Raw genomic sequence first — 18881 nt, forward strand, 5'->3', positions numbered from 1 at the left:
AAAATGCAATCAGGAACTTCTGTGTACAACAAAATCCAGCACCTGTCCCATAAAAGGTTTGATTTCAGGTAGCGACTCTAAAGCTTCCTGCGCCAGAAAAAAATGTTCAAAAAGTTTTTGCTTTGCTTGTTCTTCTCCCAAACAGGTAACAAATGACGCTTTGCCTAAATCTGCATCCTGAAAAGTCGGCTTTCCTAAACGCTCACTGTCACCACAGTGATCTAACAGATCATCTTTAATTTGAAAAGCGAGTCCCAAGTGTTTGGAAAACTCCTTGATGTGGCCCCTTTCGATATCATTCTCTCCAGCAAGAATAGCAGGAATCATCAGAGAAGCTTCAATCGCTAAACCGGTCTTTAACTCGCTAATGGTTTCCAACTCTGCCAGATTGGTAAGTCGCTCAGTTGATTTAAGGTCCAATAGTTGCCCTTCACAAATTGCCTGGGTAATACTGGATGCATAGCTTAAAGACTCCAGCACTCTTTCTGGCGGAATTTCCTTGAGGTTACTTTGAACCTCAACCGCTCTCATCATCATAAAAACAGCAGTTAACTCTGCTGTTGCCTCACAATTATATTGCTTGTGTAATGCAACATGCCCACGCCTTAAATCTGAGTTATCTTGTGACGGTTTATCGTCGAAAATAATCGACGCCGTATGCATATACTCCAATAACTGAAGTATCGGCTTAATTTGTGCTGGACTAAATCCGTATTTATCAACGCATATAACATAAGCGAGTGTCGCTCTTAACCTTTTACCGCCGGCATTTAAACTATAGTTCGCCGCTTCAATCAAGGTAGACTGGTTCAGCTTTTTGTGATTTGCAACAGGAAGACACTCATCGACAAATCTTCGAACTTCTTCAAAACGCGACTTAAAATGGGCTTGTTGTTGTTTTTGTTTGTCAAAATGTTCTGCCACATGGCGACTGATTAATTTATCAAACCAGGCAATATCATTAGGCTGCTCAACAAGTTCGTCAATGAGTCGGTCAAAGCTAGCATCACCGGTAGTTAAGAGTTTTTGGCGTAGTAGCTGATAATCATTTTCACCAATTGATGCCTTTAAACTTTTATGTGCATTAATGCTTCGTTCAAGTAGCAACTTTTTGCTGAATGGCTCATTTTTATAGACTTCATAAATGAGATAGAAAACAACCGACCAGTAAACTTCGTATGGGTTAATGAGTTCTTTGTTGTTATCGAAAGCAACACCTTCAACATTTTCTATTTGTTGTAAATAGTATGTATACGGCGTGACATTGCCTTCATCTAAGTCGATAAAAATATCTTTTATGTCATCATTAAACTGGTTATATATTCCAAAACAGAAAGTGTGGTAATTAAACGCTTCATCACTCTGTGAGTTCAACAACTCTCTGGCAATTAAACGACAACCTGCAGACTTAAGAATAATTGGCAGAAAAAGTTCTTCAATCGTATATTTTTTAGAAGATAAAGTTCGGCGTCTGTCGATATCCTGAGCTTCGAAGAATATAAAAGCCTGTTCAAAAAAAGTTTTCGCTGCATGTGGCGAGCGGCAGTCTCTAATGTAGTCAAAAGCTTCTGAAAGTTCCTGATAAACAAATGTCATACTACGTTGATTTTTTTTAGAGAACTGAGGAAATTCGACCACCTTTCCCTGAAGTAAGCTTTGACGAATTGCCTGATTGAATACTTCTTTTTCTTCATCATTCAGTACCGACGCAGAATCCTGTAAGTCATCAATAAACGGATAAGTTAATCCATAGCTGTAGCCTAACCGAATTGCCGAGTCGAGGCCTTCCTTTTTATTTTGCTTTGATGTTTCCGCTTCACTTGAGCCAGACTGGGGTTGACTAATAAATTGATGTAAAACGACACCGGCGATTATTTTTACCAATTTCCGCATGCCGTTGGTTTGATCAAGCTCTTCAGGCATATTGCCTTGAACTTGCCCTAACTTCCCCATCAACCAGTACAAGGTTTTTTCAACGCCATTATCCTTCGCCTTACCAAATAATAAATTTGACGAGAATGAATCATTAAGCGCTGAATTTTTCGAATCCTTGTTCACCTGCTTTTTAATCCAACGGTGAAGACGAGTGACTGTATCGTCAATATTTTTCTTTGTGCTCTTGTCTTGTAAAGACTTGCCCAGATCGCGCATAAATATGTAGGAGACAGACTTCTCAAGATACTTTCTCAGCTTACGGTCGGCAGAGAGCTTTTTAAGAAATCCCATCGAATCAAGTTGCCCACCGATATGTTGTTCTGTTTCTAACTCCGAGAGGCTTACGCCCTGGTAAATAAAACGATCAGACTGATGTCGCCAATTTGAATAATCCTCCTTCAACTGATTAAATAACGAGCCTTCGTCGATGAGTTGCTGGAGTTCTTTAAGATACCAATTCGCTCTTTTTTCTGCGCGTAAATAACAATGAGCATCAACAAATTCGGATGTTTGGGCAGGCTGTATAGTTTCTGTACTATGTTTTGTTTGCTTTCGATCAAGTTTTTTTGAATCTAATCGTTCTAAATAAGTGGGATCTGGTTTTCTTGATAAAACTGGCAAATTAAAACTCCATCAGGTTAAAGGAACACATTAGGCCACAGACAGTTCGAAAACGATGAACCATGCTTGTGCTTCCCTTGTTTCTACTCACTGGTATAGCTAAGCAAATAATATACCATCGTCAAGTTACTGTTAACTGCGACCTAAAGTAAAGCGACTTATTGCAATACCGATTAAAAATTATTGCTTTTCACCAATTGTTAACCGATTTGCCAAAGTTCGCCGTGCTTTTTGCTATAACGCAAAACGCTGTCCGATTATTCCATGGTGAAGATAATTACTGACCAGCCAATCACGAGCTAGTAAGAATGGGGATAAATTGATAAAGAAATACTAGGGCGTGTTTATCTTTCATTCTTTGAGATTGCCGAGGTCATTTTTTTGTTCAGCGAGGCGAAAGATGAACCATGTAGTCATTCTACAGGTTCAGCTTTTAACGCGGCTGGGCGAAAAAATGGCCCGGCCCTTCGGGTTGTGACTAAAATTTCGCCACTCTGCGTCGTTTGTCGCTCATTTAGAATAACTAAACCACGCTTCGCACTTCTTGATTGACAAAATTTTAGCCGCAACAATCTCAAAGAATGAAAGATAAACACGCCCTAATAATTAGTAACAAATTTTTAATGGCAACAACGTCGGCATGCCACATTAACGATGACTCTAACTATCAGAACGGTCACTGATGAGCTTTATGGGGCAACTTAGATTCTCCACTCGCGGTATCCATATCGAGCAACATCGTTTAGCCAGCTAACCAATTCACCAACGGAAAAATGCCGATTTGAGCCGGCACTCAAATAGTTATCCATCGAGAGGCTAAAGGCTTGCCAATGGCTACCGGTGATACTGCCGGTGCCAAAATCCTTTTCCTTATTATTTGCCCAACAGTCAGTTAGCGACGAGTCGCGCGAGGCATTTCTTATGATAGAAAAAAAGTGTTCGGAGACTCTCGGTCGCCCACACAATACCGCGAGTAAAAACATCGGCGCATAAAACCCGCCAGATTGACTTGAAAAGCTAATACTATGTGCTCGTTCATCACTCGCCTTAAGCAGTCTGTACAGATTAATAAATCTTTTGACAGTTCTCGGCGACCGACCGACAATTCCACCTAACACTTTCATATAGTCAAGTTCATGTTCTGAAATATCTAAAGAGCGTGGCTTAAGGTCGAGCGAATTTTCAGTATCTGAAAGTTCATCATGAAAACTATCTTCCTCATCTTCAGTATCAGCTTCACCACTCGATAAGCGATCGGCCCCGGCTTTTTTTTCTTTCTGTCCGCTCTCGGCTTTATCGAGTATTGGAGCATTATCAGTCTGTATATTTTTTGCTCCTTCATCTGCGCCCACACCGACAACGCCATTAATTAAGTCACCAGTCATATTGCCGTCAATTGACTTAAGCCAGAAAGGTATTTGAAATATTTTTTCCAGATAGTCATCGGTGGATGCCGCGTTAGGATCGCCACGGAGCTTTATTTCGCCGTTATCGTGAATGAGAAATGGGTAATTTTTTTTCAAAGAGCGGCCAACCCATCTTGCATCCACGCCTACCACAACCATAAACAATGGAAATGCCAGGATCAAATGGATAGCCTGTAGCACCTGGGTTACCCTTTCATGTGAACAGCGGTCTAAATCATCAATGTAGAGAACAATTCTATCCAGTGAAGGCAGAGAACTATCTTGCTCAAATTTTGATTGACTCCCCGCATTTTTTTGTTGACACATCAATTCATTCAAGCGTTCAAAATCTTTTCTGACTGTCGAGAGTAGCCCAAGATGCTTGTCATAATCAGAACTGTCAGCTCGCTCATAAACAAATTTAATAAAGTTCTCATGAGCAATTTCAGGGTGCTCTTCTAACAATTTGGATAGACCTGCTTGGGAGTCTGACAATTCCTTATTAATTATCTTAACCTCATAGGACGCATCTTTAGCCTTGTCATACTCATCGCTAATACTTTCAACCCAGTTAAGAATTCCTTTCGCCTTTTTTAGTGGTTTATTTAAAACAGCGAAAAATGAAGCGATCGCAGCTATCACTTGTCCTACTGCTCCCGCGATGTTTTGGAACGAATCAACAAAAAATAGCGAAACTATTCCGACTATTAAAATCACAAATAAAATTCGTTGCCCCATTGAACTATATTTTAATAGTCCCTTGAATATATTTTTCAGACGATTACCAAGAACCTTCCTTCGTCGCAACAACGATATCAAGGTGCTGACTGATTCTAAGCTGTCATCAATTTTTTCATTCGTTAAGTCGATATCGGTTAGTTTTTTAATATCCTTAGAATTCTGGATAAATGGTTCAGCCAACTCGACCTTACCGTCACTGTTCTTTTTTAATATTATTTTTGATAACAGCTTGCCGGTTAGTTCATCTCTTTTTATCTGTGCATTATTTTGCTCTGCAAACAGTTTTTTTCTTTTATCTTGAATAGTTTTTATCTTGTCCGTTACTGCATTTTGCAATTCACTTGAGAAACCGAGCTTTTCAATCAAAGCTCGGTAGCTTTCATCGTTATAGCCAATCCGGGTTAACTCAAATCGCAACTCCTTAAAAAAGTGGTCAGTTAAACTCGCCCACAAATTTGATTCAGAATAATGCCACGCATTAAACTCTATTTGGGCAATATTTTTACAAAAAGCAGTTTCTTCTTCCTTACTAACTTTTCTCGACTCCTCCGCGATCTCATCGATTCGATCCCGGAGCTTATTCATAAAAAATGTTTTTCCGCTACCCCAGTCTCCAAATAATCCGACAGCTATTGGCGGATTGGCGTCTTTCGCCGCTAGCAATGATGCGAAAGCGTTGACGTCATTTTTTATGTTGAGAAAATCTCGACCTTTGGAAGCATCAGAGTTAACAAGCGCCAGTAAATCTCTAGAATCACGTTTGTAATTACTCGCTAGAAAATCACCCCACGCCGTGTGATTATCATTGGGCCACATTTGTGAAACAAACGTCAGAAAAACCTGCCTCGTATTATCAAGGTCAATGTCCGCGTTCTGTAACATTTCCGTCAGTAAACTTTGAACCTCTTCGCTGCCGCCATGTATCACTGCGGCAATCAAGTGTCTTAAACTAATTCTTTCTTTACGACAGCTAGATACAGCGGCGAGTCTAGCGGTATCTAACAACGCCAGAACTGAAGGCTCAACGAATGTTGACAAGAGCGAATCACTTTCTAAGAAACCAGTAACCTCACTCCAATTAATACTCTCGGCATATTTGAGGTCTAACGAACTCAATGTCGGCAAGTTTTCTCGCAAAAAAATAGTGCTTTCTGAGTCTGAGTTTAGTGCGAGAGAAATAGTCAGTTGAATCAGGTGCTCTGGCGAAATTTTTGGAAGACTTTCATTATTAAGTGCTAGCTTTAACGCCGCAGAGATGATTTTTGATGTGTTTCCTGAATAGCGGTAATCTGATAATGTTGCTGCAGAAAAAAATTGCTCTTCAAACTTAAAGGGATCCGCCGGCGGTCGCTGGTTCGAGTTGGAGATGACTTTGTTAAGCGCCTCCGCCTCCGTCGAACTTACCCGAAAATTAGTGCCCGTTTGATTGCGAATAATGGTTAGCGCTCTGAATTTTTTTCCCTGATTAAGGAGTTCTTCATGAAGAATAGGTTGCTGGAACTTTTCCTGATCGCGGACATTAACCATGCCTGCTTTGTTTTCGATAGTTGGCTCTTCTTCTACAATCCCCCAACCATATATTCCTCGCTCTTTACCCGATTTCCACAAATACACAAAGTCACCTTTGTGGACACTCGACGTGTACCGATTGAGTGGCCAGTGATTGACTTTTCCTACTGTAATTTCCTTTGCTAAGTCAAAATCTCCGGGAACAGCCTGAAAGATCCAATATCGCGGAGGCGCAGGAATCATTGGGGATTTAATTTCGCTGATATTATCTTGATTAAGATTATTCTGGCGTGCAGTCTGATCTATCGGTTCTGACATGAGAACTTGGTTACTCCCTGTTTTCTTTTGTGGAACAGCAAGAAGCTAATTGCCATATTGACCGACTACTAATTCGACATCTAAACCTACTTTAATATTATTTCATTTTTAACCATACTAGATTTCGAACGATTAACTCATCAAACAGCTAATGGCATATATTAATAATAAATCATTTTAGAAATAATGCTTATCAAAACTTATCGTCTTAATCAACCGATAGCTAGAGCGCGATTGTTCATACAATGACTAATTGGCCCTAATATTCCATATCCAACAACTCGCCCAATTCCGGCTGCCAACCAAACTGTTTGAGTTTCACACGATTGTTAAGCACTACAACCCCTTCTTCCTGAAGTAATCCCTTCTGGCGCTCGGCTTCTTGCGAGCCTGCGGTAAATGCCAATTGTCCGCTACTGCGTAAAATCCGATACCAGGGAACTTTCAAGTTTTTGGGGGCATAACCAAGCGCCTTGCCGACTAACCTCGCCCTCCCTGGTAGCCCGGCTAAGTCGGCAATTTGTCCATAACTGGCAACTTTCCCCGCCGGTACCTTACAAACGGTTCGCCAAATTCGATTCGCTTTTTGTTTGTCGTATGCCATGAAATTGCTCTCAGTTCTCTCTTTAGTCCTAGCCACCAACAACACTTTAAATTTTCGTTTCAGTCTTGAAATCTGCTATCTTAAACATCTGGTCTTCTTGAAAAACAAATTGAGTCATGGGTATGTTAAAAATCAGTAAGAAAATTTTACTTGGTGTTGCGATTACCAGCCTTATCACTGCTTGTGCGACCAATATCGCAGGCCGAAAGCAGATCATGTTAGTATCTGAAAATAGCGCTATTCAGGCGTCAAAGCAAGCTTATGTCAACACGTTAAAGCCACTTGAGCAGGCAGGAAAGCTGGACAGCAATCCTCAAGTCGTCAGGCGCGTCAATCGAATTACCGATAAATTAATTCAACAAGCAATCATTCTGCGCCCAAATACCAGGAGCTGGGAATGGAGCGTTAAAGTTATTGATGATCCTGAAACCGTGAATGCGTGGTGTATGGCTGGCGGAAAAATGGCGATTTACACAGGTTTACTTAATAAACTCTCCGCCACTGACGATGAAATCGCGCAAGTTATGGGACACGAAATTTCCCATGCACTCGCCAATCATTCAGCGGAAAGAATGTCAGTCGCTATGGCTAACAATCTCGCACTCAATTTATTAAAAACGACAACCGATGCTTCAGCCAAACAAATGTCTTTAGCCACCGCCGCAGCTCAGGTTGCATTGACTCTACCAAACAGCCGAACATCTGAGTCTGAAGCAGATAAAATTGGCATCAAATTAGCGGCTAAAGCGGGCTATAACCCCAACGCAGCGGTAACCCTTTGGCAAAAAATGGCGCAAGCCGGCGGTAATCAAGGTTTTGAATTTCTTAGCACTCATCCATCACCTGAAAACAGGCAGCAAGCCCTGAAAGCAATGATTCCGGAAATGATGCCCTTTTATCGGGCGGCTAAAGGAAAATAACGGTGGGATGGAGCTGCGATAAAATGTAAAACAGGGCCATTAAGGCCCTGTTGATTTCGCTTTTTCTTTTAGTGAGGAAAATCGTTTATATTCTGAATAATTTTCATCAGCATTAGCCCACACTTTTGATAGTCTATTGATTGCTTCATCAAACTTTTCTCGTTCACCATTATCAAAATATATATGAGCCAGCTCAAGATGTGCGGTGGGCAATGTCGGATACTTCTCAAGAATTTTTAACAGTGACTCTTTAGCCTCCGCTGAAAAGCCCGACTTATGTTTCACTTTTGCCACCAATACGCCAATAGAATAAATACTGGTTTCGTTCATTGTATTAACTACTGAATTAGCCATGGCGTCATAAGCCCTCTGATAAAACTTTAATGCTTCTTCATAGTTTTCTTCCATCTCCATAATCTGCCCTCTCGCACCGTCAAGGGCACTAATAAATAACGGATTAGGAAATCGTCTTAAGGATTCTTCTACATTTTCTAAAAGCAACTTCAATTTTTCTTTATCTCTTGTTGCAACATACACATTTAGAATCCCCAAATCAGCGATGCTATCGTAAGGTGGTTGCATACTTGACTTAACCTCATCCAACAGGGACAAAGCCTCTTCCGTCAACCCCAGATACGCTAGAAACTGGCTCTTAGGAAATTGGATGGTGAAAGATCTGACTATCGGCGATAAATGTTCGCTGTTTTCGAATAAACTATCGAGTGTTGCAATAGCCTTGGTAATTTCCCCACGCAGTGTGTAATAAGATAGATAACCAGACAGTATCTGATATCTTTCTATAGAATTCTCAGTAACATCCATCAACTCAGACAATCTTCTTTCCGCGTTGTCAAACCTGTCGGTTTTCATATCGAGCGTTACCAACTTTAACGATGCACCGAGGTTGGCATTTTCAAGTAGTAAAGCTCTTTCTAGCATACTTCGAGCATCTTCAAATTGAGAACTTCGTTCAAACACATTGGCCAACTCAACCAACCCATTGACATCCGATGGATTGAGCGAGACATACTCCAGTTGACTTTGCGAGGCTTTTTCAAGCTCACCTCTTAATACAAATAGCTTTGTCAACTTCCGTAGAACAGAGTCGTCGCTGGGGTTAAGTTGGCGTAAACGACGAAGGCTCTCTAATGCCTTGTCATGGTCAATTCCGGTGACCAATAGAATTTCAGATCGTAATTCATGGGCATGAATATCATCAGGAAAAAGCTCAAGCCACATATCGTAGATTTTTACTTGAGAAACATAATCCCCTTTAATGGCGTAGGTCGACGCTCGTAATCGAAACTTATCTTGTGTGGTGAATTTATATTCATGCTTCAGCCCGTCGGCCAATGCCTTAGCACCATCTTGTACCTTTCCCATTAAACGATTGATTGTGGATAACTCAAAGTAAGCATGAGCAAAACTAAAATCTTCTTTTATTGCCTGTTCTGCCAATAGTTTCGCTTCGGGAAAATTATTTTCTAGCCGACGCTTAGTTTGCGACTCGACAAATTTTTCTATCGCCGGAATTGATTCGCTCACATGCTCTGCAACTGCTAAATCCGTTGAATGCTCATTTAGGTTTTGAGGGATCTCTAATGTTTTCCTGATAGCACTAGATAACTCATCAACCAGCGAAAGTAAGTTTTTCCCTTTTACCGCGTGGGCGGCCATTTTCAATCCTTTTTTAACATCGAAAATATCAATGCTCAGCTCATACTCGTCATTCCGAAATTCAAAGTTGCCACTCACACTAAACTTAGTGAAACGCTTTCTAGCCATTTCCAAACGCATAGAATTTGGAACATTGAGCGCATCTGCATATCCCACTTTTTTCATTTTCCTCAGCATACTGCTGGAATCAAACGGTGTGTAACTTGAAATAAACAAACTACGGTCCAGATCTTTGCTTAGCATCCAGGGTATGCCATATTGCATCCAGTCTAGCTCTGGCTGACCACTTTTGTTTTTCCAGAAATAGGTAACCACGCTTTTATGAAACTCTTGTTTTGGTATCTCATATGCTTGTGCTACACCTTTTTCATCAACAATGACTTTCGTCTCAGTCGCAGCGACGGGGTTAACCAGGTAAAACATAGCGCCAAAAGCGAGCAGCAAATTACCAGGGACAAACACGAATGTCGGTTTTTTCCACGGATCTCTACCGGGCTTGCCATACTGATACGCCAGGTAGAACACTGAAGGAATGAAAAACGCCATACCGACAAAAATGTAGGAAGTGATCTCCTGAGGCATACTGAACCTTTCAGTCATCCAGTCGCCAATCTCAATCATCATCCAGGTAGCCGCAATATAAAGACCTAAAATCTGCGGCACTCTGCGTTTGACTAGTTCTTTGATAAAAGATGTTTTTTGCATATTTATTATTTAATGTCCAATTTAGGACTTTCTATTTTCTTCCCGATTAAGGCGCTAGTATACAAGGAATCTCGAATGACGAAAATCTAAACTCAAGTATTAGCGATTCTTTGATTATTTGGTAACTATTTGGTAATTAGTCGGTTAACGATTTTTGCAGTAGTATTATTCCTTACTAAAGCCATTTAACCCGGATTATGCAAATGGATTGGATAGATATCGGTATTAATTTAACAAACAAACGCTTCGATCACGATAGAGAACAGGTCATCGATTCCGCCATTGAGGTTGGCGTTAATAAGCTAGTTATCACTGGAACTAGCGTTCGTGAGAGCCAAAGAGCCTTATTGATGGCAAATGAGCGACCTGACACTTTGTTTTCTACTGCCGGGTGTCATCCGCACGATGCAAAGTCATTAGATGAAGACGGACTGGCGCAGATCGACAGCCTGGCTAACGAACAGCAGGTAGTCGCAATCGGAGAGTGCGGCCTGGATTTTAATCGAAACTTTTCGCCCAAAGAAAAACAGATTGAAGTATTTAAGCAACAACTTGAACTAGCGGTTAAAGTTCAAAAACCAGTTTTCCTGCACGAAAGAGACGCTTTCGATACCCAATATCAAATCCTTAAAGATTATTTGCCCAGTTTAAATGGCGCTGTGAGCCATTGCTTTACTGGTCAACAGGCGCATTTGGAGGCGTATTTGAGCCTGGGCCTTTCTATCGGTATTACTGGGTGGATTTGTGACGAACGCAGAGGAAAAGCACTATACGACATAGTAAAGTTTATTCCAGATGATCGTCTCATGGTTGAAACTGACGGACCTTATTTAACACCGAGAAACCTCCCCAAAAAACCGAAAGACGGTCGAAATGAGCCCAGATTTTTGCCCCATATTGCGAAAACTATCGCTGAGGCTCGTGGTCAAAGTTTGCAACATATCGCCGAAATCAGCTATACCAATAGTTGTCATTTTTTTAACCTGGATTGATAACGGGATGTTTCGATGCCTGAATTACCTGTAGATTCTGCCTGCAATGATACTAGCGAAGTAAGCAATCAAGATACAGCGGTCACACACCAGGTAGTGTTACTCCATGGACTTGGGCGTTCACCGCGCAGCATGAAGAAATTACAGCACACTCTGGAAAACGACGGGTATCTGGTTCGTAATCTTGGATACAACAGTTTGCTCGATAGTTACCAGGAAATACTGGAGGCACTTGATAATAAGATTTCTGAGTGGGTTAATCCCCACTGGCCTATTCATTTTGTTGGACATTCATTCGGCGGCATCTTAATTCGAGGGCTACTCGCCAGACACCCTGAATGGAACAAAGGCCGCTGTGTAATGTTAGGTTCACCGAATAAAGGGACAAAAACCGCATCTTTTATGCTGTCCCACTGGTGGTTTAGACACTTTGTTCCGAAAGTAACCTCTGACCTCACCCCCGGTAGCGAGTTATTAAACTCACTACCAGAACCGGAAATAGAAACCGGCATCATCGCGGGCAATGTTAATTACAGTATTGTGATTCCGGTTAGCTGGTACTACAAACGGGCGACTGGTAATGAGCCTGGGGACGGCGTCGTTGAACTATCTAATACTCAATGTAGCAATATGGCAGACTTCATCATCATGCCGTTGCACCACTCTTTTATGACATGGGATAGTGAGCTTCTCAAACAGGTCATCCACTTTATCGAAAATGGCCATTTTACTGACGAGTATCAACCGGTAACACAATAAGCTACCAATGTCGTGAGTAATCAATATCGTGAGTAATCAATATCATGAGTAACCAGCACAATGAGCAATGATTAACCAATCACTAACAATTGCCTGTGCTGACAAACAGAGAGTCGACAATCATGGAACAAACAGCGGTCATCAATAAATCAATTCAAGGTGGATGCTTCTGCGGCCGGATAGCGTACCAGGTTCAACTTCCAGTCAAATGGTGTGCTCACTGTCATTGTCAAAATTGCCGTCATGCACAAGGCGCGCCGGTGGTAACCTGGTATGGGGTCGATAAAAATAATTTTCAGTACATCAAAGGTAAGCGTGATATTGCCTGGTTTGATTCTTCAGAACATGCCAAGCGAGGCCACTGCATTCACTGCGGAACGCCCTTGTTTTTCCTCGGCGATAATTGGGAAAACGAAATCCACATAACGCTTGAATCAACCAAGGAAGATATCTTGCAGAAGCCTCAGGTTCATGTGTTTTACGACCGTCATGTGAATTACCTTCATCTACAAGATGAACTTGAAAAATATGGTGGACCCGATGGTTTCACGCCATTGACTGAAGCTAAGAACAGTGGAGAAGAAAAATAATGTCGCATAGTCAGTTTTCGTTGTTAAAAGAAAAACGCTTCCTTCCATTTTTCATAACTCAGGCGTTAGGCGCATTGAATGACAATGTATTTAAAAACGCGCTGATTATTCTTATCTCTTACAAAACAGCCCAAAATTTACCTTTAAACTCAGCAATCCTGGTCAATGTCGCAGCGATTCTCTTTATTTTGCCTTTTTTCATATTTTCAGCAACCGCAGGCCAACTGGCTGAAAAATTTGAAAAGTCTCGCAGTATTCGATTCGTCAAACTAGCCGAAATAATTATCATGTCACTCGCAGTCATTGGAATATATACCAACAGTGTTAACTGGTTACTCTTTGTGTTATTTCTAATGGGATTTCAATCGGCAATTTTCGGCCCATTAAAATACGGACTTCTTCCCCAACATTTGCATACTGAGGAACTCGTTGGCGGGAATGCGCTGGTAGAATCCGGTACTTTTATCGCCATTTTGCTCGGCACGATTATTGGCGGAGCGTTACTCGGTATAGAGCTAAACTGGGAACTTTACCTGTCAATAACTCTATTAGCTTTTTCTATTGCAGGTTATTTAGCTAGCAGAAAAATTCCGCATACACCGGCTGTTGTTCCTGACCTCAAAATTAACTGGAACCCGGCAACAGAAATGGTGCGCAACTTTAAATTCATGGCAACCGATAAAACTGTTTTTCTCGCTATTCTGGGAATTTCCTGGTTCTGGTTTTATGGCGCCGTTTACCTGACACAAATTCCAAATTATACAAAGTCTACTCTTGCCGGAACAGAGTCAGTCGCAACCTTGTTTTTGACCGCTTTCACCTTGGGGATCGGGATCGGTTCCATTTTATGTGAAAAATTATCTGCGGGAAGAGTCGAGGTTGGCTTGGTTCCCATCGGTGCATTTGGGTTAAGTTTGTTTGGCTATGATCTTTATCTGGCGAATACAGCCTCAGGCCTTGAACCTATTTACAACTTCAAAGAATTTTTAGTACTCGATAACTCTTGGCGAGTCTTGCTCGACGCTGTTTTAATCGGTATTTTCGGTGGTTTGTTTACCGTGCCGCTGTACGCACTAATACAAAAGATAGGCAATCAAAAACATATGTCGCGACTGATTGCCGGCCTAAATATCATGAACGCCTTTTTTATGGTGGTTTCAGGTGGCTTCGCTATCCTGCTTTTACAATCAGGCTTTACCATTCCAGAGTTATTTTTGGCAACAGCGGGTGTTAACCTTCTTGTCGCAATATATATTTTCACCAAAGCACCGGAGTTTATTTTCCGGTTTATCACCTGGCTATTAGTTAACACAATCTATCGCATCCGTGATATAAACCTGCAAGTAGTTCCTAAGCACGGCGCTTGTGTCCTGGTATGTAATCATGTGAGTTTTATTGATGCACTCATTATTGCGGGTTACTGTAAGAGAAATATTCGGTTTGTCATGTATCACAAGATATTTAAAACACCGATCATCGGTACCTTCTTCAAAATGGCAAACGCGATTCCAATTGCTCCGGCGCACGAAGATAAAAACCTGATGCAATCGGCCTTTGATAAAATTGCCTCAGAACTCGAAGCAGGACGAGTCGTCTGTATCTTTCCAGAAGGAAAACTAACCCCTGACGGCGAAATTGGCGAGTTTAGAAAAGGTATCGAGAAAATTATTCAGCGAACTCCTGTGCCAGTCGTTCCGCTTGCGCTAAAAGGGTTGTGGGGTTCATGGTTTAGCCGTTTCAATGGAAAAGCAATGACTGGTATTCCCAAGAAATTTATGGCAAAAATTCAACTGGTCGCCGGCGAGTCGATTGCGCCGGAAGATGTCTCTGCAGAAATGCTATTTGAAAAAGTGAGCCACTTAAAAAACTCTTAGAGGGCTAACAAGCCCTCATCGACTTTCAAAAAAGATAGACTACTCGTCAGAAAACTATTTGTCAGAAGAATAGTGGACCAGTTCTATCTTTTTTAAGTCTTCGACAAATCCTAGAGACTTAATTTCCCGCAAACATTTTTTATAGAGAGACTTAGGTGTGGCTTTCAAGTGAGAGAGTGCAGCATCCGTTGGAATATCTTTCAATAAGGTGAAAATCGCTAAAGAATAGGCATATTCAGTATCACTCAAATATCCACTCCGTTGCGATCGCCAACCTTGAGAACTCGCACCACTATACTGATGGAACGTGAATGCTGTGTTAGCCATAAAAATGCCGAACCCAAGAAATATTGCCGCAATATCTGTCGCAAACTCCCAATTATCAAATCCTCCAGGTGGTGCTTCTTTGGTAGTTGCCGTTAAATAGTGAGCGAGCTCATGAGCAAACGTAGCCACCAATTGTTGCGGATTATTAACCAGTTGGGGATTGTAAGTAATAACAACTTTTTGCTCACTATCAACAGAGAATGTGCCATGGGGTGAACTCGGCACATTTTGCAATGCAACGGTTTCGGCGACTCGCGGGTCAATATCTTTTTCTTGCTTTTCTAATTCACAATGCCAGTTTTGCATGTTAGCCAATGCTTTCACAGTCATAAAAGTCGCTTCAGCAACCTCATCTGCAGTGGAGACCGAGAGTGGAAAAAACTCTGAGGTAGGTAAAACTAATTGCGTGTGCTGATAAAAATCCTCTCCGCCAAAATTGCGTAACAACCAGCGGTAGGTTTCAATTTGAAAATCTCTATCAGTTTCAGATAAAAGCGGCTTACGCCTCAAAAAACCAAACATCAATACTCAGCCTAAAAAATCAAATTCGCTAAGCCGCTTTACCGCCTCTTCAAAGTCACCATCGGAACAAGATAATACAAACCGACAATATCCAGGTAACCCAGTCCAGGTTGAATTATTAATCACCAAATTTTTTAGTTTAAATAACTGACTTGTTACTTGATCAGCAGCATCAATCGGCGGAATTTCATATTTATCAATGAATGCTTGAGGCTTAGCAACTAAAAATAAGCCACCACTTGGTTGAATGACTTTCCAGCCTTTTTGAGTTAACAGTTGCGACAACCGGTGGGCACGGCTTTCGAGTTCTTTCCTTTGTCGTAACAAATGATCTTGTAGCGAGCTTTCGCCACTTAATTGCGCTTCAATTATTTTTCTCACAGTATAGCCGAGGGTAAAGTGTGGACTATGAGGCAACAGGCTTTTTAAATCAGCAATTAACGGTTTACTCGTCGACCAACAATAGCCAAATCTTAAACCGCCTGCAGCATACTCTTTAGATATCCCACCGATAAATACAAGTTTTGCTCTTTTGCTATTGACGAATTGGTAAATACAATCGGACAAGTTCCAGTTTGAATTTTCATTAAATTCCAGTCCGCTAAAGACACTATCTAGAATCACGGTGACATCGTATTTTAACGCGATAGAAAGTAGATCATTCAATTCCGCCTGAGAATAGACAGCACCCACGGGGTTGACCACTGGTGCATTTAAAAATAACCAGCAGCCAACTCTTGTAGAAAGATACTCATCGAGCGATTCGGCGTTAATCTTAAACTGGTTCTCTTCTCCAGTATGTAAACAACCGATATCAACATCTTTATATTGCGCTGCAGCCATAAAATAACCATAACTACCGCTTGGAATAACGAGCGACTTTTTTTCTTGAGTACACAAGTTTAGCAACGAGGAGAAAATAGGCGCAACGCCATTTCCGAACAGCATTTCAGAATAGAATGTTAGTGGAATACCAAACCGGAACTCCATTAACTCACGTAATGGCTCTTCTGGATTAGACTCCTCAACTGAACATCTCCTCACCAGGTAACTCTCAAATAACTTCTCTTTTAAAATCGTCGGAGCTGGTAATTCATTCTCCCCATAATCGAGACGGATTGTTCGGTGATCAAATGCCAGATGATTACCTTGAATGGCAGGGTGATTAAAAGCGTTCTGTGCAGGCAGGCACAAAGGAATTGATAACCTGGTATTTGATTCTGAAACGAAAGCAGCCTCTTGCTTTGAGGTAGAGCGTGTCCGCTGAAAATATAATAGTTCCTCAAGCAAGTGCGCATAATAGAGTTGTTTTAGAATGGGGGTTCGACTGTAGGTTAATTCAGCCGCATCAACCACATCTTTCACTAACTGCTGATTACTCGTTAATGTAATATTGAGAGAATAATTTTTATAAACTCGATTATTAATTAGCGCCGCCATAATAATTAAATTACTGGGCAAAGGGTGTTCAGACAAATACCGGTAAACCCCGTTGATTTGAGGCTGACTACTCAGATCAATATTGTTGGTTAAATCAACCAATAAAAAGACATTATTTTGCTGCGCACATTCGATTAACTGCCTCACCAGCTGGCTCGATTGTACTTCATGTACATCCAACTGAGTGATTATCAATTGAGGCTTAAGCTTATCAACCAATTCAATGAGGAATTCTACTTTTGACGGCGCCTCAATTATTTGCGTCGATTGCTCGTCAAATCCTTTTTCAATTAGATGGATAAGTTCTCTGGCCACCAAAGTCAGTTTAGGCCGGTAATTTGTTAACAGACTGGTGATGAGTTCGCTACGCCCCGGCGTTATCACTAATTGTTGCTCAGTAACATTGACCTTCAAGTAGTAGCAGAAATATTCTGCAAGTTGCTGGCGGAAGTAGTTTAATCCAGCTGTATCGCCATAGGGGAAATGTTGGGTTCGTTGTAAATGTCGCGCAAGAAAAGCGAGAAACGAATAACGTTCTTCCGCATCATCAAAATTTTCATAGGTTAAGTCAATCGCACTACGCAACGCTTTTCCACCAACGAGGTCAACAGATTCAAAAATAGATTTAACCTGATCTGGAAATAGCATTTCTGCTTCATAGACATCAACAGAATGGTAAATTTTTCCGCCTGCTCGCGCGTATTCCAGCGCGGTTCTTGCGTCAATTGTCATATCTGAGTTCGGTGACATATAAAATTCAAACCGATGGCCAGTGCTTTTTTCAATATCGACCAACATGTCAATTTCGGTATCCGCAGCCTGTTCTACCTGGGTCTGCCAAACTCGCCTGACTTTGAAACCTCTTCGTCGCATCAGACGTTCTAATACAGCCCTTCCCGGACGCCCTCCTAAGTTGAGTATTAGTTTTCCAGTCGATCTCAATAATGGAATTGACTGCTCCACGGCACTGGCAATTAAACCTAGCCCAAACTGATCTTCAATAAATCCCTGCTTTGCAAAATAGTTGCTGAGAGAATAGAGATAATCGTCACTCGCCGTTTCTGCAATCAGATCTTCCATCACTTCAGGCTCAGGGTTTAGCACTTGGGGAATACACCCAATAATCCGATCAATTTCAAGTCGGGAGTCTTCAAAAGGATGAGTCTTTGACTGGTTAAAATAGCTGAATAAGTTAGACTCGAAAAAATAAACGCAGTCCAGTAGTGACTTTCCATTAGCCAATATTTTCAATGTTTGATCGTCGTCATTAAACGCATTCAGGAACAGGTTTAATTTAGCGCAAACGATGGCTTTGGGGTTGATATCCAATCCTGTAATATTTTGTGGTGAATAGCGCAATGCCAACGCAATTGTAATCCAGCCAATTCCACAGCCTAACTCAACCACATTTCGCTCTTGATATTCGTTAGCTGGATAACGGATCAAACCTTCGTAAAAGGTAAAAGACCATGCTTCAGGTAAAAAGGTGCTAGGGAACTGCAATAACTTAAGGCTGACGGTCTCGTCGCTTTGATCGAGAATGTTTTGTCTAATAAATTGAAAATGACAATCTGCTGGTGGGGCCGAGTCATAAAACTGGTAAAGCTGTTTAAAGAAAAGATAGGCTTCTAGCCGAGTCTCCTTGCTTTCGAGTTGACTGAGTAAAGTTTTGAATGCCTCGTAAGCATGGTTGCTAGATTGCTGGCACTGCTTGACGAAACCGGTCACCTTTTCATTGGTCATGTTTACACGGGTCCTTTTGAATACATTAGCTTGGTGTTATGCATCGGCGACGCTTTGTCCTGACAACAAATTGAAACTTTTTTCAAACAGGCGTTATCAGTATAACAGTCAACTAAACCAGGTTAAAAGTTTGGATTGGCTTCAAAGATTTTTTACTAACACTATCTAAAAAATTAACTGACGGAAAGTGGCTTACCT

At 41.3% G+C, this 18881-nt stretch carries 11 protein-coding genes; 5 read left to right on the forward strand and 6 right to left on the reverse strand.

Translation table 11 applies throughout. From position 1 onward, the window contains the following. Positions 1–9: 9 nt before the first annotated feature. The 3 genes from FLL46_RS19595 to FLL46_RS19605 form a co-directional block, all read right to left on the reverse strand. Positions 10–2556 carry a polyprenyl synthetase family protein gene (locus FLL46_RS19595; RefSeq protein ID WP_142933049.1) on the reverse strand — a complete coding sequence of 849 codons (2547 nt, stop codon included), beginning with the start codon at positions 2554–2556 and terminating at the stop codon, positions 10–12. 701 nt (positions 2557–3257) lie between these two features. Continuing rightward, positions 3258–6530: a P-loop NTPase fold protein gene (locus FLL46_RS19600; protein ID WP_142933050.1), complete on the reverse strand. Its 3273-nt coding sequence runs from the start codon at positions 6528–6530 to the stop codon at positions 3258–3260. A gap of 259 nt (positions 6531–6789) precedes the next feature. Next, on the reverse strand, positions 6790–7134 hold the full coding sequence (locus FLL46_RS19605; protein ID WP_142933051.1) for an MGMT family protein: 345 nt from the start codon (positions 7132–7134) through the stop codon (positions 6790–6792). A gap of 122 nt (positions 7135–7256) precedes the next feature. Between FLL46_RS19605 and FLL46_RS19610 the strand changes: the two genes are divergently transcribed. Further along, the gene (locus tag FLL46_RS19610) at positions 7257–8054 is read left to right on the forward strand and encodes a M48 family metallopeptidase (RefSeq protein ID WP_142933052.1); all 798 of its coding nucleotides are present in this window, start codon (positions 7257–7259) and stop codon (positions 8052–8054) included. A 39-nt stretch (positions 8055–8093) separates the two neighbouring features. Here FLL46_RS19610 and FLL46_RS19615 read toward each other — a convergent pair whose 3' ends face one another. Next, on the reverse strand, positions 8094–10436 hold the full coding sequence (locus FLL46_RS19615) for a tetratricopeptide repeat protein (protein WP_142933053.1): 2343 nt from the start codon (positions 10434–10436) through the stop codon (positions 8094–8096). A gap of 203 nt (positions 10437–10639) precedes the next feature. Here FLL46_RS19615 and FLL46_RS19620 point away from each other — a divergent pair, with 203 nt between their 5' ends. The 4 genes from FLL46_RS19620 (at position 10640) to FLL46_RS19635 (ending at position 14651) form a co-directional block, all read left to right on the forward strand. Next, positions 10640–11428, forward strand: coding sequence for a TatD family hydrolase (locus FLL46_RS19620; RefSeq protein WP_246119358.1), 789 nt, complete (start codon positions 10640–10642; stop codon positions 11426–11428). Between the two features lie 15 nt (positions 11429–11443). Beyond that, entirely contained in the window at positions 11444–12187 is a 744-nt protein-coding gene (locus tag FLL46_RS19625) for an esterase/lipase family protein (RefSeq protein ID WP_142933055.1), read from the forward strand. Between the two features lie 122 nt (positions 12188–12309). Beyond that, a complete protein-coding gene (locus FLL46_RS19630) occupies positions 12310–12777 on the forward strand; it encodes a GFA family protein (RefSeq protein ID WP_142933056.1) in 468 nt (155 codons plus the stop codon). Next, entirely contained in the window at positions 12777–14651 is a 1875-nt protein-coding gene (locus FLL46_RS19635; RefSeq protein ID WP_142933057.1) for an MFS transporter, read from the forward strand. The genes FLL46_RS19630 and FLL46_RS19635 overlap by 1 nt, the downstream gene beginning before the upstream one ends. Positions 14652–14705: 54 nt before the next feature. On the opposite strand, the gene FLL46_RS19640 is transcribed toward FLL46_RS19635, so the two are convergent. After that, positions 14706–15500: a hypothetical protein gene (locus FLL46_RS19640; RefSeq protein WP_142933058.1), complete on the reverse strand. Its 795-nt coding sequence runs from the start codon at positions 15498–15500 to the stop codon at positions 14706–14708. Positions 15501–15506: 6 nt separating this feature from the next. After that, on the reverse strand, positions 15507–18683 hold the full coding sequence (locus FLL46_RS19645) for an aminotransferase class I/II-fold pyridoxal phosphate-dependent enzyme (protein WP_142933059.1): 3177 nt from the start codon (positions 18681–18683) through the stop codon (positions 15507–15509). Positions 18684–18881 lie beyond the last annotated feature (198 nt).

It is taken from the genome of Aliikangiella coralliicola (genome assembly GCF_007004725.1).
Lineage (GTDB): Bacteria > Pseudomonadota > Gammaproteobacteria > Enterobacterales > Kangiellaceae > Aliikangiella > Aliikangiella coralliicola.

What these genes read in the sequence shown, in the direction of transcription:
- FLL46_RS19600 (WP_142933050.1), bottom strand. Translation starts at nt 6,530, where the DNA reads ATGTCAGAACCGATAGATCAGACTGCACGCCAGAATAATCTTAATCAA.
- FLL46_RS19625 (WP_142933055.1), top strand. Translation starts at nt 11,444, where the DNA reads ATGCCTGAATTACCTGTAGATTCTGCCTGCAATGATACTAGCGAAGTA.
- FLL46_RS19605 (WP_142933051.1), bottom strand. Translation starts at nt 7,134, where the DNA reads ATGGCATACGACAAACAAAAAGCGAATCGAATTTGGCGAACCGTTTGT.
- FLL46_RS19630 (WP_142933056.1), top strand. Translation starts at nt 12,310, where the DNA reads ATGGAACAAACAGCGGTCATCAATAAATCAATTCAAGGTGGATGCTTC.
- FLL46_RS19615 (WP_142933053.1), bottom strand. Translation starts at nt 10,436, where the DNA reads ATGCAAAAAACATCTTTTATCAAAGAACTAGTCAAACGCAGAGTGCCG.
- FLL46_RS19620 (WP_246119358.1), top strand. Translation starts at nt 10,640, where the DNA reads ATGGATTGGATAGATATCGGTATTAATTTAACAAACAAACGCTTCGAT.
- FLL46_RS19645 (WP_142933059.1), bottom strand. Translation starts at nt 18,683, where the DNA reads ATGACCAATGAAAAGGTGACCGGTTTCGTCAAGCAGTGCCAGCAATCT.
- FLL46_RS19640 (WP_142933058.1), bottom strand. Translation starts at nt 15,500, where the DNA reads ATGTTTGGTTTTTTGAGGCGTAAGCCGCTTTTATCTGAAACTGATAGA.
- FLL46_RS19635 (WP_142933057.1), top strand. Translation starts at nt 12,777, where the DNA reads ATGTCGCATAGTCAGTTTTCGTTGTTAAAAGAAAAACGCTTCCTTCCA.
- FLL46_RS19610 (WP_142933052.1), top strand. Translation starts at nt 7,257, where the DNA reads ATGTTAAAAATCAGTAAGAAAATTTTACTTGGTGTTGCGATTACCAGC.